We start from the raw sequence: 19,072 nt of genomic DNA, 5'->3' as shown, positions 1-19,072 counted from the left end.
CCATGGCAAAGGGTAAGTTCGAGCGCACCAAGCCGCACGTCAACGTCGGCACGATTGGTCACGTCGACCACGGCAAGACGACGCTGACGGCGGCGCTGACGAAGATCGGCGCCGAGCGTTTCGGCGGCGAGTTCAAGGCCTACGACGCGATCGACGCGGCGCCGGAAGAGAAGGCGCGCGGCATCACGATCTCGACCGCGCACGTGGAATACGAGAGCCCGACGCGCCACTACGCGCACGTCGACTGCCCGGGCCACGCGGACTACGTGAAGAACATGATCACCGGTGCGGCGCAGATGGACGGCGCGATCCTGGTGTGCTCGGCCGCTGACGGCCCGATGCCGCAGACGCGCGAGCACATCCTGCTGTCGCGTCAGGTGGGCGTGCCGTACATCGTCGTGTTCCTGAACAAGGCCGACATGGTGGACGACGCCGAGCTGCTCGAGCTGGTCGAGATGGAAGTGCGCGAGCTGCTGAGCAAGTACGAGTTCCCGGGCGACGACACCCCGATCATCTCGGGTTCGGCGCGCCTGGCGCTGGAAGGCGACCAGTCGGAGATCGGCGTGCCTGCGATCCTGAAGCTGGTCGAGGCGCTGGACACCTGGATCCCGGAGCCGGAGCGCGACGTGGACAAGACGTTCCTGATGCCGGTCGAGGACGTGTTCTCGATCTCGGGTCGCGGCACGGTGGTCACGGGCCGTATCGAGCGCGGCATCATCAAGGTCGGCGACGAAATCGAGATCGTGGGCATCCGCGCCACGCAGAAGACGACGGTCACGGGCGTGGAGATGTTCCGCAAGCTGCTCGACCAGGGCCAGGCGGGCGACAACGCGGGTCTGCTGCTGCGCGGCACCAAGCGTGACGACGTCGAGCGCGGCCAGGTGCTGGCCAAGCCGGGTTCGATCCAGCCGCACACGGACTTCGAGGCCGAGGTGTACGTGCTGTCGAAGGACGAGGGTGGCCGCCACACGCCGTTCTTCAAGGGCTACCGTCCGCAGTTCTACTTCCGCACGACCGACATCACCGGTGCGGTGGAGCTGCCGGAAGGCACGGAGATGGTGATGCCGGGCGACAACGTGAAGATGAAGGTCACGCTGATCAACCCGGTGGCGATGGACGAAGGCCTGCGCTTCGCGATCCGCGAAGGCGGCCGCACCGTCGGCGCCGGCGTCGTCGCCAAGATCCTGAAGTGATCCGACGGCCCGCGCGCGCTCCGCGCGGGCCGGGGCTTCGATGCAAGCGGACGGACCGGCTCTCCCGGTCCGTTCCGCGTTTTCCGCCGGGCAGGGGCTTGCGCCGGCCGGGCGGTACCCGCTAGAATGCAAGACCCTCGCGGTTTGGTCGATTCAGGCCTGCCCGCGAAACCGCGAAATGAGGTGCAGGATGCCCTCGTCTTCGCCAGACACGGACATGTCGCAAGGCTGCGCTCCACCCGTTCCGAAGGTCTTCGGAGCACGATGGGATGGAGCGGGTCATTGCGTCTGCGATTCCAGGTCTGGGCGGATCGGGCGACCGGTCTGCCTTTCGTTTTTCCAGGGAAAGGCCCCGGGGCGCGGGTGAATGCTCCGGCCAGCCACGATTTCACAGGGGTTCCGCGCACCCAGCCGCGGGCCCGTCGCTCTTTTAACGAAGGATATTTCCGTCATGACGGACCAAAAGATCCGGATCCGCCTCAAGGCGTTCGATCATCGTCTGATCGACCGTTCGGCCAGCGAGATCGTCGAAACCGCGAAGCGGACGGGCGCCCAGGTGCGCGGCCCGATCCCGCTGCCCACCAAGATCGAGCGTTACACCATCCTGACGTCGCCGCACGTCGACAAGGATGCGCGTGACCAGTACGAGACCCGCACGCACAAGCGCGTGCTCGACATCGTCGACCCCAACGACAAGACCGTGGACGCGCTGATGAAGCTCGAACTCGCGGCTGGCGTCGACGTCCAGATCAAGCTGACCTGAGGGCCGCCACCATGACCGCGAAGATTCATTCGTTGGGCATCGTCGGCCGCAAGGCCGGCATGAGCCGCGTGTTCACCGAGGACGGCAAGTCCGTGCCGGTGACGCTGATCGAAGCCACCCCCAACCGTATCACCCAGGTGAAGACCCCCGAGACCGACGGCTACAGCGCCGTGCAGGTCACCGCCGGCAGCAAGCGCGCCGTGCTGGTCAACAAGCCCGAAACCGGTCACCTCGCCAAGGCGAAGGTCGAAGCCGGTCGTGGCCTGTGGGAACTGCGCGTGGCCGACGACAGGATCGCCGACTTCAGCGTCGGCGGCGAGATCAAGGCCGACATCTTCGAAGTGGGCCAGCTCGTCGACGTCCAGGGCGTCACCAAGGGCAAGGGCTTCCAGGGCACGATCAAGCGCTGGAACTTCAAGATGGGCGACGCCACGCACGGCAACTCGCTGTCGCACCGCCAGCCCGGTTCGCTGGGCCAGCGCCAGACGCCGGGCCGCGTGTTCCCGGGCAAGAAGATGTCGGGCCACATGGGCGCCGACGTCCAGACGACGCAGCGCCTGCAGATCGTCAAGGTCGACGCCGAGCGCGGCCTGATCGCGGTCAAGGGCGCCGTGCCGGGCGCGCCGGGCGGCGACGTGATCGTGCGTCCGTCGAGCAAGGCATAAGGAGTAGCACGATGGAACTCGCAATCAACAACAGCAGCAGCAAGCTGTCGGTCTCCGACGCCGTGTTCGGCCGCGATTTCAGCGAGGATCTGGTCCACCAGGTCGTCGTCGCCTATCGCAACGCCGGCCGCGCCGGCACCAAGGCCCAGAAGACCCGTTCGGAAGTCAACGGCACGACCAAGAAGTCGAAGAAGCAGAAGGGCGGCGGTGCCCGTCACGGTGCGCTGACCGCGCCGATCTTCGTCGGCGGCGGCGTGACGTTCGCGGCCAAGCCGCGCAGCTTCGAGCAGAAGGTCAACCGCAAGATGTACCGCGCGGCGATGTCGGCGATCCTGTCCGAGCTCAACCGCCAGGGCCGTCTGACGATCGTCGAGACGTTCGACCTGACCGAGACCAAGACCAGCGGCATGGTCGCCAAGCTCAAGGAATTCGACCTGGGCAAGCGTCCGCTGATCGTGACCGAGGACGCGTCCGAGCACCTGTACCTGTCGGCACGCAACCTGCCGTACGTCGAGATCCGCGACGTGCAGGGCCTGGACCCGGTCGCGCTGGTCGGCGCCGATTCCGTGCTGATCACCACCGATGCGGTGAAGAAGATCGAGGAGTGGCTGGCATGAACGACGCCAAGCTCTATGAAGTGATCCGTGCGCCGCGCGTGTCCGAGAAGACCGCGCGCCTGCAGGAAGTGTCCAACCAGTACGCGTTCGAAGTGTCGACGGTCGCGACCAAGGCCGACATCAAGGCCGCGGTCGAGAAGCTGTTCGACGTCAAGGTCGAAGCGGTCAACGTCGTCAACGTGAAGGGCAAGAACAAGTCCTTCCGCCAGCGTCAGGGCAGCCGCGGCGACTGGCGCAAGGCCTACGTGAAGCTGGCCGACGGCCAGTCGATCGACGTCATGAACGCGAAGGTCTGAGGAAGCCCCGATGCCATTGATGAAATTCAAGCCCACGTCCGCCGGTCGCCGCTCCGCGGTCCGCGTCGTGCACCCCGAGCTGCACAAGGGTGCGCCGCACGCCGCGCTGGTCGAGAAGAAGAGCAAGTCGGGTGGTCGCAACCACCACGGCCGGATCACCACGCGCCACATCGGCGGCGGTCACAAGCAGCACTACCGCATCGTCGACTTCAAGCGCGACAAGGAAGGCATCCCGGCGCGCGTGGAGCGCATCGAGTACGACCCCAACCGCACCGCGCACATCGCGCTGCTGGTGTACGTCGACGGCGAGCGCCGCTACATCATCGCGCCGAAGGGCCTGAAGGCCGGCGACCAGGTGATCGCGGGTTCGGATGCGCCGATCAAGACCGGCAACACGCTGCCGCTGCGCAACATCCCGGTCGGCTCGACGATCCACTGCATCGAGATGAAGCCGGGCAAGGGCGCGCAGATCGCGCGTGCGGCCGGTGCCGCCGTCCAGCTGATCGCGCGCGAGGGCGTCTACGCGACCGTGCGCCTGCGTTCGGGCGAAGTGCGTCGGGTGCCGTCGGAGTGCCGCGCCACCATCGGCGAGGTCAGCAACGACGAGCACAGCCTCGAGAAGCTCGGCAAGGCCGGCGCCAAGCGCTGGCGCGGCGTCAAGCCCACCGTCCGCGGTGCGGCGATGAACCCGGTCGACCATCCGCACGGCGGTGGTGAGGCCCGCGCCGGACAAGGCAACCCGCACCCGGTCACCCCGTGGGGCGTGCCGACCAAGGGTTACAAGACCCGCCATAACAAGCGGACGCAGCAGTTCATCGTGCGCGACCGCAGGAGCTGATAGACCATGGCACGTTCACTCAAGAAGGGTCCGTTCGTCGACCACCACCTCATCAAGAAGGTCGAGGCCGCCGGCACCAACACCAAGAAGCCGATCAAGACCTGGTCGCGCCGCTCGATGGTCCTGCCGGAAATGGTCGGCTTCACCATCGCCATCCACAACGGCAAGAACCACATCCCGGTGCTCGTCAACGAGAACATGGTTGGCCACAAGCTCGGCGAGTTCGCCCTGACCCGGACGTTCAAGGGTCACGGCGGCGACAAGAAGTCGGGCAGGTAAGGAGCGCACAATGGACAAGGCAACGAAAGCCCGCCTCGAAGAGCAGAAGCGCGCTCGCACCGAGGTCAACAAGCGCACCGCGATCCTGCGGACCGCGCGCATCTCGCCGCAGAAGGCCCGCCTGGTCGCCGACCAGGTCCGCGGTCTGCCGGTCGAGCGCGCCGTCGGCCTGCTGAAGTTCTCGGACAAGAAGGCCGCGCACCTGATCAAGAAGGTCGTCGAGTCGGCCATCGCCAACGCCGAGAACAACGCCGGCGCCGACGTCGACGAGCTGAAGATCGCCACCATCACGGTCGACGAAGGTCCGACGCTGAAGCGCTTCATGGCGCGCGCCAAGGGACGCGGTACCCGCATCCTCAAGCGCACCAGCCACATCACCGTCGTCGTGGGAGAGGGCAAGTAAATGGGTCATAAAGTTCATCCCACCGGTATCCGCCTGGGCATCGCCAAGGACTGGAACTCCAAGTGGTACGCCGGCAAGAAGGAATACGCCGAGTACCTGGCCGCCGACCTGAAGGTCCGCGAGATGCTGCGCAAGCGCCTGGCGCAGGCCGGCATCAGCAAGATCCTGATCGAGCGTCCGGCCAAGACGGCGCGCGTGACGATCCACACCGCCCGCCCGGGCGTGGTGATCGGCAAGCGCGGCGAGGACATCGAGAAGCTGCGCAAGGACGTCAGCCAGATGATGGGCGTTCCGGCGCACATCAACGTGACCGAGGTCCGCAAGCCGGAGCTCGACGCGCAGCTGGTCGCCGAGTCGATCGCGCAGCAGCTCGAGCGCCGCATCATGTTCCGCCGCGCGATGAAGCGTGCGGTCGGCAACGCGATGCGCCTGGGCGCGCTGGGCATCAAGGTCAACGTCGCCGGCCGCCTCAACGGCGCCGAGATCGCGCGTTCGGAGTGGTACCGCGAAGGCCGCGTGCCGCTGCACACGCTGCGTGCCGACGTCGACTACGGCTTCGCCGAGGCCAAGACGACCTACGGGATCATCGGCATCAAGACCTGGATCTACAAGGGCGAGATCTTCGATTTCTCCCAGGTCGGCCAGGAGAAGCAGGACGACACGCCGCGCGGCGAGCGTGGTGACCGCGGAGACCGCGAGCGCCGTGGTCCGCGTCGTGAACGCGAGGCGAGGGACTAATCATGCTGCAACCCAAGCGAACCAAATACCGCAAGATGCACAAGGGCCGTAACGACGGCCTGTCGTGGAGCGGCAACGCCGTCAGCTTCGGCGAGTACGGCCTGCGGGCCACCGCGACCGGCCAGCTGACCGCGCGTCAGATCGAAGCCGGCCGCCGGACCATCAGCCGCCACGTCAAGCGCGGCGGCAAGATGTGGATCCGCGTGTTCCCGGACAAGCCGATCACCAAGAAGCCGATCGAAGTCCGAATGGGCTCCGGCAAGGGCGGCGTGGAGTACTGGGTCGCCCAGATCCAGCCCGGCCGCATGATCTACGAGATCGAGGGCGTCGAGGAGACGGTGGCGCGCGAAGCGTTCCGCCTGGCTGCCGCCAAGCTTTCGGTCACCACCCAATTCGTGACCCGGACGGTGCGCTGATGGCTACGACCAAGGAACTCCGCGAGAAGTCGGCAGAAGAACTGCAGTCGCACCTGCTCGAGCTGCACAAGGAGCGTTTCTCGCTCCGCATGCAGAAGGCGACCGGCCAGCTGACCAAGACGCACGAAGCCCGTCGGGTGCGCCGCGAGATCGCGCGCGTCAACACCCTGATCGGCCAGAAGAAGTAAGGACCCGACCATGAATACCGAGAAGAAGCAGCGCACGGTCCAGGGCCGCGTGGTCAGCAACAAGATGGACAAGACCGTCACGGTGCTGGTCGAGCGTCAGGTCAAGCACGCCCTGTACGGCAAGTACATCAAGCGCTCGACCAAGCTCCACGCCCACGACGCCGAGAACGCCTGCCAGGAAGGCGATCTGGTGAAGGTCGTCGAGATCGCGCCGATGTCCAAGACCAAGAACTGGCGCGTGACCGAAATCGTCGCGCGCGCGGCCGAATAACGAGGAGCTCGAAATGATCCAGATGCAGAGCCACCTCGACGTGGCCGACAACAGCGGTGCCAAGGAAGTGATGTGCATCAAGGTGCTCGGCGGTTCCAAGCGCCGTTACGCCGCGATCGGCGACATCATCAAGGTCTCCGTGAAGGAAGCGATTCCGCGCGGCAAGGTCAAGAAGGGCGAGGTCTACGACGCCGTCGTGGTGCGTACCCGCAAGGGTGTGCGCCGTCCCGACGGTTCGCTGATCCGCTTCGACGGCAACGCCGCGGTGTTGCTCAACAACAAGCAGGAGCCGATCGGCACCCGCATCTTCGGGCCCGTGACCCGTGAGCTTCGTTCCGAGAAGTTCATGAAGATCGTGTCGCTCGCTCCCGAAGTGCTCTGAGCGGAGATACGAACATGGCCAATCGAATCAAGAAGGGCGACCACGTCATCGTGATCGCCGGCAAGGACAAGGGCAAGCGCGGCGACGTGGTGCGCGTGGTCGGCGACAAGGTCGTCGTCTCCAACGTCAACCTCGTCAAGCGCCACACCAAGCCCAATCCGCAGGCCGGCCAGGCCGGTGGCGTGATCGAGCGCGAAGCCCCGATCCACGCTTCGAACGTGATGCCGTTCAACCCTGCCACCGGCAAGGGCGAGCGCATCGGAACCAAGAAGCTCGAGGATGGACGCACGCTGCGCGTGTTCCGCTCGAGCGGTGAGGCGCTCGACGCCTGAGGATGCCGAAAATGACGACCCGTCTGGAACAGTTCTACAAGGATGAAGTGGTGCCGAAGCTCATGGAGCAGTTCGGCTACGACAACATCATGCAGGTCCCGCGCCTGACCAAGATCACGCTCAACATGGGCGTGGGCGAGGCGGCCGCGAACAAGAAGATCCTCGAGAACGCCACCGCCGACATGGCCAAGATCAGCGGCCAGAAGCCGCTGGTGACCAAGTCGCGCGTGTCGGTCGCCTCGTTCAAGATCCGCGACGGCTGGCCGATCGGCTGCAAGGTCACGCTGCGCCGCAACCGGATGTACGAGTTCCTCGACCGCCTGGTCAACGTCTCGCTGCCGCGCGTGCGCGACTTCCGCGGCGTGTCCGGCCGTTCGTTCGACGGCCGCGGCAACTACAACATGGGCGTGAAGGAGCAGATCATCTTCCCGGAGATCGACTTCGACCAGGTCGACGCGATCCGCGGCATGGACATCGCCATCACGACCACCGCACGCACCAACGAAGAAGCCAAGGCACTGCTCGAAGCCTTCCGCTTCCCGTTCCGCAACTGAGGAAACCACATGGCAAAGACGTCCATGGTCAACCGCGAGGTCAAGCGCACCAAGCTGGCCAAGCAGCATGCCGAGAAGCGCGCGGCGCTGAAGAAGATCATCAGCAGCCAGACCGCCGGCTACGAGGAGAAGATCGAGGCCGCGACCAAGCTGCAGAAGCTGCCGCGCGACTCGTCGCCCTCGCGCCAGGTCAACCGCTGCGCCCTGACCGGTCGTCCGCGTGGCGTGTACAGCAAGTTCGGCCTGGGCCGCAACAAGCTGCGCGAAGCCACGATGCGCGGCGACGTGCCGGGCCTGCGCAAGGCCAGCTGGTAATCCGGGCGGGCGGGTACGGGTCTGGCGTTCCGGCGCCGGGCCTGTACAATACCGCCCCTCACGCTGTACCCCGGCCGGGCTCCCGGCCGGTTCAAAACTAGAATTCGCGAAAGCGGATATCGGTGCACTCAGAAGGTAATCATCATGAGCATGACTGATCCCATCGCCGACATGCTGGTCCGCATCAAGAATGCGGCAGCGGTCGGCAAGCAGACGGTGAAGATGCCGTCCTCCAAGACCAAGGTCGCCATCGCCACCGTCCTGAAGGACGAGGGCTACATCGGCGATTTCCGCGTGACCGAGAACGGCGCCAAGGCCGAACTCGAGATCGTCCTCAAGTACTACGAAGGCCGTCCGGTGATCGAGCGTCTGCAGCGCTTCTCGCGCTCGGGCCTGCGCCAGTACCGCGGCAAGGACGCGCTGCCCAAGGTCCTCAACGGGCTCGGCATCGCGATCATCTCCACGTCGAAGGGCATCATGACCGACGCGCAGGCGCGCCAGCAGGGCGTCGGCGGTGAAGTCCTGTGCTTCGTGGCCTAAGGGAGTAAGCGCACAATGTCCCGCGTCGCCAAGAAGCCGATCGCCCTGCCCAAGGGCGTCGAACTCAACATCCAGTCCGAGTCGGTCAGCGTCAAGGGCCCCAAGGGCACCCTGTCGGTCGCCAAGCCGGCCGATATCGAAGTCAAGGTCGAGGACGGCAATGCGCTGCTGTCGGCCGCCGACCCGTCCCGGACCCCGCTCACCGGCACCCTGCGCGCAATCGTCGCGAACATGGTCCACGGCGTGTCGGAGGGCTTCGAGCGCAAGCTCGAGCTCGTCGGCGTCGGTTACCGTGCCGCGGTGCAGGGCCGTGATCTGAACCTCTCGCTCGGGTTCTCGCATCCCGTCGTGTTCCAGGCGCCCGAAGGCATCACGCTGACCACGCCGACCCAGACCGAGGTCCTGGTCCAGGGCGCCGACAAGCAGCTGGTCGGCCAGGTCGCCGCGAAGATCCGCGGTTTCCGTCCGCCGGAGCCGTACAAGGGCAAGGGCGTGAAGTACTCCGACGAAACCATCATCCGCAAGGAAGCCAAGAAGGCGTAAAGGCCGGGAATCGGGGCCGGGGCCCCGGGATCCGCGCGAGCCGCCGCAAGGTGCGCCGCCGCTTCCCGGGCGTTCCCCATCTCCCAGACCCGACTTCTGTGTCCAGGCCGATCCGCTTCCACGAGGTCATCATCATGAGCATCAAGAACACCGCCCGCCTGCGTCGCGCCAAGTCGACCCGTGCGCGCATCCGCGAACTCGGCGTGCCGCGCCTGTCGGTGCTGCGCACCGGCCAGCACATCTACGCCCAGCTCTTCAACTCGGACGGCTCGAAGGTCCTGGCCTCGGCCAGCACGACCCAGAGCGACGTCCGCGAAGGGCTGAAGAACGGCAAGAACGCCGATGCTGCCGCCAAGGTCGGCCGCACGATCGCCGAGAAGGCGAAGGCCGCGGGCATCGAGCGCGTCGCGTTCGACCGCTCGGGCTATCGCTACCACGGCCGCATCAAGGCCCTGGCCGACGCCGCGCGCGAAGGCGGCCTGCAGTTCTGATCCAGACGCTGTCGGCGTCGCGCCCCGCGCGCGGCGCCGCCTGACTCGCCGGCACGAGGTGTGCCGGACGCCCGCGGCCTTCTGTGCCGCGTCCGCGTTCCACCGATCGCGACCACAACCACAAGCGGCCCGAGCCGTACATCACTCCACACATACAGGCATCCACGATGGCAAACGAAAGGGAAAACCGCGGGCGCGACCGTAATCGCGATCGCGAAGAGCTCGATGACGGCATGATCGAGAAGCTGATCACGGTCAACCGTGTCAGCAAGACCGTCAAGGGCGGTCGCCAGTTCACGTTCACCGCGCTGACGGTCGTCGGCGACGGCAACGGCAAGGTCGGCTTCGGCTACGGCAAGGCGCGCGAAGTGCCGGTCGCGATCCAGAAGTCGATGGAGCAGGCGCGCAAGAACCAGAAGAACGTCGACCTCAACGGCAGCACGCTGTGGCACACGGTCAAGTCGCGCCACGGCGCCGCCAGCGTGTTCATGCAGCCCGCGTCCGAGGGTACCGGCGTGATCGCCGGCGGTGCGATGCGCGCCGTGCTTGAGGCCGTCGGCGTGAAGGACGTGCTCGCCAAGGCGGTGGGCTCGCGCAACCCGATCAACCTCGTGCGCGCGACGATCCGTGGCCTGGCCGAGATGCACTCGCCGGCGCAGATCGCCGCCAAGCGCGGCAAGAAGCTGGAGGACATCGTCCATGGCTAAGAACGAAGCCGCCGGCGGCACCGTCAAGGTGCGCCTGGTGAAGGGCCTGCGCGGCTCGCAGGCCAAGCACCGCCTGTCGGTCAAGGCGCTGGGCCTCAACAAGCTCAACGACGTGCGCGAACTGAAGGACAGCCCGCAGGTCCGTGGCCTGATCAACAAGGTCCACTACCTGGTCCGGGTCGAGGAGTAATCACATGAAGCTCAACACTCTCAAGCCCGCACCGGGCGCCCGCACCGAGCGCACGCGCGTCGGTCGCGGCATCGGCTCCGGCCTCGGCAAGACCGCCGGCCGCGGCCACAAGGGTTCGTTCGCGCGCGCCGGCAAGGGCAAGATCAAGGCCGGCTTCGAAGGCGGCCAGATGCCGCTGCGCAAGCGCCTGCCGAAGGTCGGCTTCCGCTCGCGCCTGAAGAACGACACCGCCGAGGTCTTCCTGTACCAGCTCGAGAAGCTCGAGGGCACGGTGGACTTCGCCGCGCTGCGCGCCGCCAAGCTCGTGCCGGCGACCGCCAAGCGTGCCAAGATCGTCAAGAACGGCGAGATCGGCAAGGCGCTGACGTTCAAGGGCCTGCTAGCCACCGCTGGCGCCCGTGCGGCGATCGAAGCGGCCGGCGGCAAGTTCGAGGGTGAGTCGGCATAAGCTCGGCGCGGCACTGCCGCGTCGTGCCGGCGAACGCCCGGCCATGGGTGACGCCCGGGCGTCTGCGAGGCACCGCCTCGCGCCCGGGAGGAACGCCCCGCGTGCTTCGCGGGGCCGGAACGGACGGGCCGGGCGACCCGAAGACTGTAATGCCGCGCCATGGATGGCAGGCTTCTTTTCGAATGAAGGATTGACAAGCGTGCGGATAGATCGGCATACCGGAGCGTTCAATGTCACGCAGCAATAGCGCAATGGGCGGGGTTGGTGCCGGGCTCGGTAAGTTCACCGAGCTCCGCCAGCGCCTGCTGTTCGTGCTCGGGGCCCTGATCGTCTATCGCATCGGGTGCTTCATCCCGGTCCCGGGCGTCAATCCCGAGGCCATGCTGCAGCTCATGGAGCAGCAGGAAGGCACGATCGTGGACATGTTCAACATGTTCTCCGGTGGTGCGCTGTCGCGCTTCAGCCTGTTCGCGCTGAACGTGATTCCGTACATCTCTGCGTCCATCGTCATGCAGCTGCTGGTGCAGGTGGTGCCGAGCCTGAAGGCCATCCAGAAGGAAGGCGAGTCGGGCCGGCGCCGCATCACCCAGTGGTCGCGCATCGGTGCGATCCCGCTGGCGATCTTCCAGTCGGCGGGCATCGCGGTCGCGCTGCAGAGCTCGGGCGCCAACAACGGCATCCCGGTCGTCTACGCGCCCGGCATGGGCTTCGTGCTGACCGCGATCGTCGCGCTGACCGCCGGCACCATGTTCCTGGTCTGGCTGGGCGAGCAGGTCACCGAGCGCGGCATCGGCAACGGCGTGTCGCTGATCATCTTCGCGGGCATCGTCGCCGGTCTTCCGGGCGCGGTGTTCGGCACGATCGAGTCGCTGCGCAACGGCGACATGAGCCCGATCGCGGCGATCCTGCTGGTCGCGGTGGTGCTGGCGGCGACGTTCTTCGTCGTCTTCGTCGAGCGCGGGCAGCGCCGGATCACGGTCAACTACGCGCGCCGCCAGGGCGGTCGCAATGCGTACATGAACCAGAGCTCGTTCCTGCCGCTCAAGCTCAACATGGCCGGCGTGATCCCGGCGATCTTCGCCTCGTCGATCATCATGTTCCCGGCCACGGTCTCGACCTGGTTCGGCGAGGCGGGGTCGGCGACCTGGCTGCAGCGGCTGGCGCAGGCGATGTCGCCCGGCGAGCCCTTGTACGTGCTGCTGTTCGGCGGCCTGATCGCCGGCTTCGCGTTCTTCTACACGGCGCTGGTGTTCAACTCGCAGGAAACCGCCGACAACCTGAAGAAGTCGGGCGCGCTGATCCCCGGCATCCGTCCGGGCAAGGCGACGGCCGACTACATCGACGGCGTGCTGACCCGGCTCACGGCGGTCGGCGCGGCCTACCTGGTGCTGGTCTGCCTGCTCCCGGAGTTCATGCGCGCCGAGTTCGGCAGCTCGTTCCACTTCGGCGGCACCTCGCTGCTGATCGTCGTGGTCGTGGTCATGGACTTCATCGCGCAGGTGCAGTCGCACCTGATGTCGCACCAGTACGAAAGCCTGCTCAAGAAGGCCAACCTCAAGGGCGGCTCGCGCCCCCGTTGAGTCCGGCCCGGTGAATGCGCCGCCTCTGGACAGGAGGCGGTGCGGCGGACCCACCGGCGCCTGGCGTGCGGCGGGACTCGCTTGGTGGTATGCTGTTCTGCTGCCGTCAGTGCGACGGTACGGCACAAGGTTCTTCGCGGCCCGGGACTCCCGGCGCCGCACGCGCCGCCCGGCAGGGCGGGGCATGGCATCCGGACACACGCGCCGGACGCCAAGATGGGCGACTCGCGCGGCGGTCTCGGGCGCGGGTGGTGCAGGGTGATCCGCACGCCAGAGTAGCGCGCGGGGCATCCGGGGACGTCGGTTCCCGGTTGCCGCCCCGGTACCGTCGCCGGAGCATGGGCACACTCCCCATGCCGGGTCCAGCCACCTTCGGGGGGCGCGACTTCCTGAAAGCCCGAGGCCCTGCTATCATTTCATGTTCCCTTTTGCCGGGATTGAACCCCTGGCAGCCCCAACAGTTGGAGATCCGCGCATGGCGCGTATTGCAGGTGTGAACCTGCCTGCCCAGAAGCATGTCTGGGTCGGGCTTCAGAGCATCTACGGCATCGGCCGTACCCGGTCGAAGAAGGTCTGCGAATCCGCGGGCGTCGAGACCACCACCAAGATCCGCGACCTGTCGGAGCCCGAAGTCGAGCGCCTGCGCGCCGAGGTCGGCAAGTACGTGGTCGAAGGCGACCTGCGTCGCGAGGTCGGCATGGCGATCAAGCGCCTGATGGACCTGTCGTGCTATCGCGGCCTGCGCCATCGTCGCGGCCTGCCGCTGCGCGGCCAGCGCACCCGGACCAATGCACGTACCCGCAAGGGTCCGCGCAAGGCCATCAGGAAGTAAGGAACCAGACCCATGGCCAAGCCGTCCGCAACCAAGACCAAGAAGAAGATCAAGCGCGTCGTCACCGACGGTATCGCGCACGTCCACGCTTCGTTCAACAACACGATCGTCACGATCACCGACCGCCAGGGCAACGCGCTCTCGTGGGCGACCTCCGGCGGTGCCGGCTTCCGCGGCTCGCGCAAGTCGACCCCGTTCGCGGCCCAGGTGGCTGCCGAGAAGGCCGGCAAGGCCGCGCTCGACTACGGCGTCAAGTCGCTGGAAGTCCGCATCAAGGGCCCGGGTCCGGGTCGTGAGTCGGCCGTGCGTTCGCTCAACAACGTGGGCTACAAGATCATCAACATCATCGACGTGACGCCGATCCCGCACAACGGGTGCCGTCCGCCGAAGAAGCGTCGCGTCTAAAGGAGCGATCAAAAATGGCTCGTTATATCGGTCCTACCTGTAAGCTCGCGCGCCGCGAAGGCGCCGACCTGTCGCTCAAGAGCCCGACGCGCGCGTTGGATTCCAAGTGCAAGCTCGAGCAGAAGCCCGGCCAGCACGGCGCCGGCAACACCCGTCGCGGCAAGCTCTCCGACTACGCCACCCAGCTGCGCGAGAAGCAGAAGGTCAAGCGCATCTACGGTCTGCTGGAGCGCCAGTTCCGCAACTACTACAAGAAGGCCTCGACCAAGAAGGGCAACACCGGCGAGAACCTGCTGCAGTTGCTGGAAACCCGCCTGGACAACGTCGTCTACCGCATGGGCTTCGCTGTCACCCGCCCGGCCGCGCGCCAGCTGGTGTCGCACCGCGGCGTCACGGTCAACGGCCAGCCGGTGAACCTGCCGTCGTACCAGGTCAAGGCCGGCGACGCGATCGCGCTGTCGGAGAAGGCCCAGAAGCAGCTCCGCGTCCAGGAGGCAGTGAACGTGTCCTCGACGATGGACCTGTCGCCGTCGTGGGTCGAGGTCGACTCGAAGAAGTTCAGCGGCGTGTTCAAGGCGGTGCCCGATCGCGGGGACCTGCCGGCGGACATCAACGAAGCGCTGATCGTCGAGCTGTACTCGAAGTAATTCATTCAGGCCTCCGCGCCCCCCGGCGCGGACGGTCTCCAGGAGACACACAAACATGACGGCTACCGCCAACCAGGTACTGCGTCCCCGTGGCCCGCAGATCGAACGCCTTGCCGGCAACCGTGCGAAGGTCGTGATCGAGCCGCTGGAGCGCGGCTACGGGCACACGCTGGGCAATGCCCTGCGTCGCGTGCTGCTGTCGTCGATTCCGGGCTTCGCGATCACCGAAGTCGAGATCGACGGCGTGCTGCACGAGTACAGCACCATCGAGGGCCTGCAGGAGGACGTGCTCGAAGTCCTGCTGAACCTGAAGGACGTCGCGATCCGCATGGGCACCGGCGAGAGCGCGACGCTGTCGCTGTCGAAGTCCGGCCCGGGCGTCGTGACCGCCGCCGACATCAAGACCGACCACAACGTCGAGATCCTCAACGGCGAGCACGTGATCTGCCATCTGACCAAGGATGCGTCGATCAACATGCGCCTGAAGATCGAGCGCGGCTTCGGCTACCAGCCGGCCGCCGCCCGTCGTCGTCCCGACGAAGAGACCCGCGCGATCGGTCGCCTGATGCTCGACGCGTCGTTCTCGCCGGTCCGCCGCGTCGCCTACGAGGTCGAAGCCGCCCGCGTCGAGCAGCGTACCGACCTCGACAAGCTGGTGATCGACATCGAGACCAACGGCACGATCGATGCCGAGGAAGCCGTGCGCACCGCCGCCGACATCCTCACCGAGCAGCTGTCGGTGTTCGGCGACTTCACGCACCGCGACCGCGGCGCCGCGAAGCCGCAGACCCCGGGCGTCGACCCGATCCTGCTGCGTCCGATCGACGATCTGGAGCTGACGGTGCGTTCGGCCAACTGCCTCAAGGCCGAGAGCATCTACTACATCGGCGATCTGATCCAGAAGACCGAGGTCGAGCTGCTGAAGACCCCGAACCTCGGCAAGAAGTCGCTCACCGAGATCAAGGAAGTCCTCGCGCAGCGTGGCCTGGCGCTGGGCATGAAGCTCGAGAACTGGCCGCCGGCCGGCGTCTCCAGCCACGGCATGCTGGGGTGAGACTTCGCGCGTAGCCGATGCCGTCAGGCATGGGCTGCGAAGGCGAACGCCCGGCCGAGGATGGCCGGGCAGGGCTCTCCGGAGCCTGGATGTACCGCCAGGGACGGCAGCGCAGTACCCGCAGCATCCGCCGTCAGGCATCGGCTGCGGGGCGCGAACGCCCGGCGCGCTGCGCCGGGCCGGGTATGCAAACGCGGCGCCAGCCGCGGCTCCCGAAGGATTTTCCGCAAGACGCGTCACGCAGCACGACGCAATACCCGCCGACGGACCCGAGTCCGCGGCCACGCTGGCAACGGAACGCCGGCCCGGACCATCCGCAGTCCAAGTTCCAGCGCCAGGATGGCGACAACGATGTCCAACGACCCAACATTCCACTGAAGGATCCAACCCATGCGCCACCAGAAAGCCGGTCGCAAGTTCAACCGCACCAGCGCCCACCGCGAAGCGATGTTCCGCAACATGGCCGCCTCGCTGATCAAGAACGAGCTGATCAAGACCACCCTGCCCAAGGCCAAGGAACTGCGCCGCGTCGCCGAGCCGCTGATCACGCTGGCCAAGGTCGACGGCGTCGCCAATCGCCGCCTCGCGTTCGCGCGCCTGCGCGACAAGGAAGCGGTCGGCACGCTGTTCACGACGCTGGGCCCGCGCTACCAGGCGCGCCCGGGCGGCTACCTGCGCATCCTCAAGGCCGGGTTCCGCGCCGGCGACAACGCGCCGATGGCCTACGTCGAGCTGGTCGATCGCCCGCAGGCCGACGCCGCCGAGTGATGCCGGCCTGTCGGGCCCGTCGCCCGACGCGTGTCTTTCCAGAACCCCGGCCCAGGCCGGGGTTTCTGCGTTCGGGGGCGTGCGCGCCGCGGGGCTTTGGCTTTGCCCGCAGCGGCGGGATAATCGGCGCTTCCTCTCCCGGCAAGCCTCTCCCATGAATCCACTGCGCTGGTCGTTCCGCACCTCGATGCTCGCCGGCGGCGTCGCCTGCTTCGCGCTGATCGGCTTCGCGATCTACTCGCAGCTGCAGTGGGGGCTGGAGCCATGCCCGCTGTGCATCTTCCAGCGCATCGCGTTCGCGGCGCTGGGCCTGGTGCTGCTGGTGGCCGGCCTGCACGCGCCGAAAGCGCGGGGCGGGCGGCGCGTCTACGGCGTGCTCGGCCTGGCCGCTGCCGCAGTCGGTGCCGGCATCGCCGGACGCCACGTGTGGCTGCAGCTGCACCCCCCGGGCTTCACGACCTGCGGCGCGCCGTTCGCCTTCATGCGTCAGACGATGGATACGCCGACGCTGGTGCAGAAGGTGCTCACCGGCAGCGGCGACTGCGGCACCATCGACTGGACCTTCCTCGGGCTGTCGATGCCGGCCTGGAGCCTGGTGTGGTTCGTGCTGCTGGGGGCGCTCGCGCTGTATGCCGGCCTGCGCACCGCGCGTTGAACGCGGCCACCGACGAAAATTGACGCGCCGCAGCAAGCTGCGATGATGTCTGATCGCACGAGGAAGTCCCGATGTCGCCATCCACCGAACGCACGCTCCATCCCGTGAACCTGCCCGCCGGCTGGGCGCCCGAGAGCTGGCGCGACCATCCCGCACTGCAGCTGCCGGTCTACCCCGACGCCGTGGCGCTGGCGGAGGTGCAGCAGGAACTGCGTGCGTTGCCGCCGCTGGTGACGTCCTGGGAGATCCTGAGCCTGAAGCAGCAGCTCGCCGAGGCACAGGAAGGGCGGCGCTTCCTGCTGCAGGGCGGCGACTGCGCGGAGAACTTCGGCGACTGCACGTCCGACATCATCTCCAACCGCCTGAAGGTGCTGCTGCAGATGAGCCTGGTGCTCGTGCACGGCATGCGTCTGCCGGTGGTGCGCGTGGGCCGGTTCGCCGGCCAGTACGCCAAGCCGCGCTCGGCCGATACCGAGGTGCGCGACGGCGTGGCACTGCCTAGCTATCGGGGCGACGTGGTCAACGCGCCGGCATTCACCGCACAGGCGCGCACGCCCGATCCGCGGCGCATGATCAAGGCGCACGCGCGTTCGGCGATGACGATGAACTTCGTGCGCTCGCTGATCGACGGCGGGTTCGCCGACCTGCACCATCCCGAGTACTGGGGACTGGAGTGGGTGGGGCAGTCGCCGCTGGCCGAGGAGTACCAGCGCATGGTCTCGGGCCTGGGCGATGCGGTGCGCTTCATGGAGACGCTGGCCGGCACGCAGATCCACACCCTCAAACGGGTCGACTTCTACACCTCGCACGAGGCGCTGCTGCTGCCCTACGAGGAAGCGCAGACGCGCCAGGTCCCGCGGCAATGGGGCTGGTTCAACCTCAGCACCCACTTCCCGTGGATCGGCGTGCGGACCGCGGCGCTCGACGGCGCGCACGTCGAGTACTTCCGCGGCATCCGCAATCCGATCGGCGTCAAGGTCGGGCCGACCTCGTCGCCCGATGCGCTGCTGCGCCTGATCGACATCCTCAACCCCGACGACGAGCCGGGGCGGTTGAGCCTGATCCATCGCATGGGCGCGGCGCAGATCGCCGAGCGCCTGCCGGCGCTGCTCGATGCGGTGAAGCGCTCCGGCCGCCGCGTGTTGTGGATTTGCGATCCGATGCACGGCAACACCGAGTCGACCCACAATGGTTTCAAGACCCGGCGCTTCGACAACATCCGCAGCGAGATCGAGCAGGCGTTCGACTTGCATGCCGCAGCCGGTACCCGCCTGGGCGGCGTGCATCTGGAGCTGACCGGGGAGGACGTCACCGAGTGCATGGGCGGGGCACGGGCGCTGACCGAGGTCGATCTGGAGCGCGCCTACAAGAGCCAGGTCGATCCGCGGCTCAACTACGAGCAGGCGCTCGAGACGGCGATGCTGATCGTGCGCAAGCACGCGCAGGTCGGCCGCGCGGTGGGGTGAGTCGCGTTGGCGTAGCTGCGAGAGGCCAGCTGCCTATAAGGCTCTAGTGCAGCTCGTTGCCGCACCAGTGCCTGGCTTCGGAGACAGCGTTGCGCCGACCGGGGGTTGCTCCTCGGCTCGGCAGCCATCCATGGCTGACTCGCCGCCGCGGGCCATCCATGGCCCGCTCTGCGCAACCCCCAGCCGGCACAACGCACTGCGGCTGGAAGTTCGTGATTTCTATTGGACAAGCGATGCCCGCGCCGCCCGAACGCACCATCTGAAAGTTCGAGGCGGCGGACTGGCGGCCGGTGGCTGCGTCTAGCACGCCATGGATGGCGTGCGCCCGAGTCAAGGCAGGATGCCTTGACCGAGGGGAGAGCGGCTTCCGGCCGGCAGGCCGATGCCCATCCGAAGTCGGCGTGCTTCAGCGCCTAAGTCTTTCGGTTGAGAGAGCGAAGTCGTCAGAATCCAGCTTTCGCCGAAATAAAGGCTCAGTGGTGCTCGCGTCTGAGAT

General features: G+C 66.9%; 30 protein-coding genes. All 30 read left to right on the top strand.

Annotated elements, in window-relative coordinates; translation table 11 throughout:
• Positions 1-2: 2 nt before the first annotated feature.
• The 30 genes from tuf to WQ56_RS13335 all read left to right on the top strand — a co-directional run bounded on the left by tuf (position 3) and on the right by WQ56_RS13335 (position 18,576).
• Positions 3-1,193 (top strand): elongation factor Tu, encoded by a 1,191-nt coding sequence (gene tuf, locus WQ56_RS13480; protein WP_047137646.1) that lies wholly within the window; start codon positions 3-5, stop codon positions 1,191-1,193.
• A gap of 451 nt (positions 1,194-1,644) precedes the next feature.
• Positions 1,645-1,956 (top strand): 30S ribosomal protein S10, encoded by a 312-nt coding sequence (gene rpsJ / locus WQ56_RS13475; protein WP_047137645.1) that lies wholly within the window; start codon positions 1,645-1,647, stop codon positions 1,954-1,956.
• 11 nt (positions 1,957-1,967) lie between these two features.
• Positions 1,968-2,621, top strand: a complete 654-nt coding sequence (gene rplC, locus WQ56_RS13470) for a 50S ribosomal protein L3 (protein ID WP_047137644.1) — start codon at positions 1,968-1,970, stop codon at positions 2,619-2,621.
• An 11-nt stretch (positions 2,622-2,632) separates the two neighbouring features.
• Entirely contained in the window at positions 2,633-3,238 is a 606-nt protein-coding gene (gene rplD, locus WQ56_RS13465) for a 50S ribosomal protein L4 (RefSeq protein ID WP_047137643.1), read from the top strand.
• Positions 3,235-3,534 (top strand): 50S ribosomal protein L23, encoded by a 300-nt coding sequence (gene rplW, locus WQ56_RS13460; protein ID WP_047137642.1) that lies wholly within the window; start codon positions 3,235-3,237, stop codon positions 3,532-3,534. Before rplD ends, rplW begins: the two co-directional genes overlap by 4 nt.
• 10 nt (positions 3,535-3,544) lie before the next feature.
• Positions 3,545-4,372: a 50S ribosomal protein L2 gene (gene rplB, locus WQ56_RS13455; protein WP_047137641.1), complete on the top strand. Its 828-nt coding sequence runs from the start codon at positions 3,545-3,547 to the stop codon at positions 4,370-4,372.
• 6 nt (positions 4,373-4,378) lie between these two features.
• Entirely contained in the window at positions 4,379-4,651 is a 273-nt protein-coding gene (gene rpsS, locus WQ56_RS13450; protein ID WP_047137640.1) for a 30S ribosomal protein S19, read from the top strand.
• A gap of 10 nt (positions 4,652-4,661) precedes the next feature.
• Positions 4,662-5,054 (top strand): 50S ribosomal protein L22, encoded by a 393-nt coding sequence (gene rplV / locus WQ56_RS13445; protein WP_047137639.1) that lies wholly within the window; start codon positions 4,662-4,664, stop codon positions 5,052-5,054.
• Positions 5,055-5,792, top strand: coding sequence for a 30S ribosomal protein S3 (rpsC, locus tag WQ56_RS13440; RefSeq protein ID WP_047137638.1), 738 nt, complete (start codon positions 5,055-5,057; stop codon positions 5,790-5,792).
• A 2-nt stretch (positions 5,793-5,794) separates the two neighbouring features.
• The gene (gene rplP, locus WQ56_RS13435; RefSeq protein ID WP_047137637.1) at positions 5,795-6,208 is read left to right on the top strand and encodes a 50S ribosomal protein L16; all 414 of its coding nucleotides are present in this window, start codon (positions 5,795-5,797) and stop codon (positions 6,206-6,208) included.
• Complete coding sequence (gene rpmC, locus WQ56_RS13430; RefSeq protein WP_047137636.1) at positions 6,208-6,396, top strand: 50S ribosomal protein L29; 189 nt, start codon at positions 6,208-6,210, stop codon at positions 6,394-6,396. Before rplP ends, rpmC begins: the two co-directional genes overlap by 1 nt.
• 10 nt (positions 6,397-6,406) lie before the next feature.
• Positions 6,407-6,667 (top strand): 30S ribosomal protein S17, encoded by a 261-nt coding sequence (rpsQ, locus tag WQ56_RS13425; RefSeq protein WP_047137635.1) that lies wholly within the window; start codon positions 6,407-6,409, stop codon positions 6,665-6,667.
• 13 nt (positions 6,668-6,680) lie between these two features.
• The gene (gene rplN / locus WQ56_RS13420; RefSeq protein WP_047137634.1) at positions 6,681-7,049 is read left to right on the top strand and encodes a 50S ribosomal protein L14; all 369 of its coding nucleotides are present in this window, start codon (positions 6,681-6,683) and stop codon (positions 7,047-7,049) included.
• Positions 7,050-7,063: 14 nt separating this feature from the next.
• Complete coding sequence (gene rplX / locus WQ56_RS13415; RefSeq protein WP_047137633.1) at positions 7,064-7,381, top strand: 50S ribosomal protein L24; 318 nt, start codon at positions 7,064-7,066, stop codon at positions 7,379-7,381.
• 11 nt (positions 7,382-7,392) lie between these two features.
• Positions 7,393-7,935: a 50S ribosomal protein L5 gene (rplE, locus tag WQ56_RS13410; protein WP_047137632.1), complete on the top strand. Its 543-nt coding sequence runs from the start codon at positions 7,393-7,395 to the stop codon at positions 7,933-7,935.
• 9 nt (positions 7,936-7,944) lie between these two features.
• Positions 7,945-8,250, top strand: coding sequence for a 30S ribosomal protein S14 (rpsN, locus tag WQ56_RS13405; protein ID WP_047137631.1), 306 nt, complete (start codon positions 7,945-7,947; stop codon positions 8,248-8,250).
• Between the two features lie 144 nt (positions 8,251-8,394).
• Positions 8,395-8,790 (top strand): 30S ribosomal protein S8, encoded by a 396-nt coding sequence (gene rpsH / locus WQ56_RS13400; RefSeq protein ID WP_047137630.1) that lies wholly within the window; start codon positions 8,395-8,397, stop codon positions 8,788-8,790.
• A gap of 15 nt (positions 8,791-8,805) precedes the next feature.
• Entirely contained in the window at positions 8,806-9,333 is a 528-nt protein-coding gene (gene rplF / locus WQ56_RS13395; RefSeq protein WP_047137629.1) for a 50S ribosomal protein L6, read from the top strand.
• A 134-nt stretch (positions 9,334-9,467) separates the two neighbouring features.
• Positions 9,468-9,824 carry a 50S ribosomal protein L18 gene (rplR, locus tag WQ56_RS13390; protein ID WP_047137654.1) on the top strand — a complete coding sequence of 119 codons (357 nt, stop codon included), beginning with the start codon at positions 9,468-9,470 and terminating at the stop codon, positions 9,822-9,824.
• A gap of 167 nt (positions 9,825-9,991) precedes the next feature.
• Positions 9,992-10,531: a 30S ribosomal protein S5 gene (gene rpsE, locus WQ56_RS13385; protein WP_082132405.1), complete on the top strand. Its 540-nt coding sequence runs from the start codon at positions 9,992-9,994 to the stop codon at positions 10,529-10,531.
• Positions 10,524-10,721 carry a 50S ribosomal protein L30 gene (gene rpmD / locus WQ56_RS13380; RefSeq protein WP_047137627.1) on the top strand — a complete coding sequence of 66 codons (198 nt, stop codon included), beginning with the start codon at positions 10,524-10,526 and terminating at the stop codon, positions 10,719-10,721. Before rpsE ends, rpmD begins: the two co-directional genes overlap by 8 nt.
• A 4-nt stretch (positions 10,722-10,725) precedes the next feature.
• Entirely contained in the window at positions 10,726-11,169 is a 444-nt protein-coding gene (gene rplO / locus WQ56_RS13375; RefSeq protein WP_047137626.1) for a 50S ribosomal protein L15, read from the top strand.
• 251 nt (positions 11,170-11,420) lie between these two features.
• Positions 11,421-12,749: a preprotein translocase subunit SecY gene (gene secY / locus WQ56_RS13370; protein WP_082132404.1), complete on the top strand. Its 1,329-nt coding sequence runs from the start codon at positions 11,421-11,423 to the stop codon at positions 12,747-12,749.
• A 475-nt stretch (positions 12,750-13,224) separates the two neighbouring features.
• Positions 13,225-13,581, top strand: a complete 357-nt coding sequence (gene rpsM, locus WQ56_RS13365; RefSeq protein ID WP_047137624.1) for a 30S ribosomal protein S13 — start codon at positions 13,225-13,227, stop codon at positions 13,579-13,581.
• Positions 13,582-13,593: 12 nt separating this feature from the next.
• On the top strand, positions 13,594-13,986 hold the full coding sequence (rpsK, locus tag WQ56_RS13360) for a 30S ribosomal protein S11 (RefSeq protein ID WP_047137623.1): 393 nt from the start codon (positions 13,594-13,596) through the stop codon (positions 13,984-13,986).
• A 14-nt stretch (positions 13,987-14,000) separates the two neighbouring features.
• Positions 14,001-14,633: a 30S ribosomal protein S4 gene (gene rpsD / locus WQ56_RS13355; RefSeq protein WP_047137622.1), complete on the top strand. Its 633-nt coding sequence runs from the start codon at positions 14,001-14,003 to the stop codon at positions 14,631-14,633.
• Between the two features lie 55 nt (positions 14,634-14,688).
• Positions 14,689-15,687 carry a DNA-directed RNA polymerase subunit alpha gene (gene rpoA, locus WQ56_RS13350; protein WP_047137621.1) on the top strand — a complete coding sequence of 333 codons (999 nt, stop codon included), beginning with the start codon at positions 14,689-14,691 and terminating at the stop codon, positions 15,685-15,687.
• A 390-nt stretch (positions 15,688-16,077) separates the two neighbouring features.
• On the top strand, positions 16,078-16,455 hold the full coding sequence (gene rplQ / locus WQ56_RS13345) for a 50S ribosomal protein L17 (RefSeq protein WP_047137620.1): 378 nt from the start codon (positions 16,078-16,080) through the stop codon (positions 16,453-16,455).
• A 154-nt stretch (positions 16,456-16,609) separates the two neighbouring features.
• Positions 16,610-17,110 carry a disulfide bond formation protein B gene (locus WQ56_RS13340; protein ID WP_047137619.1) on the top strand — a complete coding sequence of 167 codons (501 nt, stop codon included), beginning with the start codon at positions 16,610-16,612 and terminating at the stop codon, positions 17,108-17,110.
• Positions 17,111-17,181: 71 nt separating this feature from the next.
• Positions 17,182-18,576 carry a 3-deoxy-7-phosphoheptulonate synthase class II gene (locus WQ56_RS13335; protein WP_047137618.1) on the top strand — a complete coding sequence of 465 codons (1,395 nt, stop codon included), beginning with the start codon at positions 17,182-17,184 and terminating at the stop codon, positions 18,574-18,576.
• Positions 18,577-19,072: the final 496 nt, after the last annotated feature.

The organism is Luteimonas sp. FCS-9, assembly GCF_001014645.1.
Lineage (GTDB): Bacteria > Pseudomonadota > Gammaproteobacteria > Xanthomonadales > Xanthomonadaceae > Luteimonas.
This window is presented reverse-complemented; position numbering and strand designations above follow the sequence as displayed.